2 protein-coding genes are annotated in these 725 nt (G+C 60.9%); one reads left to right on the top strand and one right to left on the bottom strand.

Annotation, left to right across the window (positions count from 1 at the left end; all coding sequences use genetic code 11):
- The coding region (locus AC1DLB_RS31345; protein WP_477786448.1) for a DUF2025 family protein at positions 1 to 158 on the top strand (158 nt) is incomplete at its 5' end.
- Between the two features lie 68 nt (positions 159 to 226).
- On the opposite strand, the gene AC1DLB_RS31350 is transcribed toward AC1DLB_RS31345, so the two are convergent.
- On the bottom strand, positions 227 to 550 hold the full coding sequence (locus tag AC1DLB_RS31350) for an antibiotic biosynthesis monooxygenase family protein (RefSeq protein WP_019651741.1): 324 nt from the start codon (positions 548 to 550) through the stop codon (positions 227 to 229).
- Positions 551 to 725: the final 175 nt, after the last annotated feature.

Consider the following 725-nt stretch of genomic DNA (forward strand, 5'->3'; position numbering starts at 1 on the left):
GCCCCGAGCAGACCATGACGCTCAAGCGCGAACTGATTCAGTTGCTGCTGGACCAGAACATCGACGACCGGATCAACATCACCGAACCGTTGCGGGTGTACATGAATCGACAGGACGTGCCGCAGATTACGGCGGTGAGGAGTTTGGTGCGGGGGTGAGGGTTTTGCGGTGGCTGTTCTGGCGTCTTCGCGGACAAGCCCGCGAAGACGCCAGAACACTGCATCATTTACTGTTTGAACGCATAGGCCCGCTCAACCTTGCACACCCGCGTATGACACGCCGAATACCAGGTCGATCGCCCGCGCTCACGAATCGCGCTGTGTTCGGGATGATGCTTCCAGGCCAGGATCGCCGCTTCGCTGGCCCAGTAGGACACCGTAATCCCGAGCCCATCCGCGCCCCGGGCCGATTCCACGCCCAGGAAGCCAGGTTGCTCACGGGCCAGTTCCACCATGCGTTCGGCGGCCTGTTCGTAACCGTGATCGCCTTCGGTGCGCAGCGAAGTGAAAATCACTGCGTAGTAAGGWGCTGCAGGTGTCTGGGCGATCATGATTTTTGCCTCACACAGGCCTCGACCAACGCCTTGACCAATGGCGGCAGCAGGCCTTTGAGCGCGGCGCGTTCCGGTTGGAACAGCGTTGCGACAAAGAATGGATGATCCTTCAGCTCCACTGCCCGCAGATCCCCCGCCGAATCGTGGCCAACCGCGTGCAACTGTCGCGTCA

This window comes from Pseudomonas sp. 05N434 (assembly GCF_056396965.1).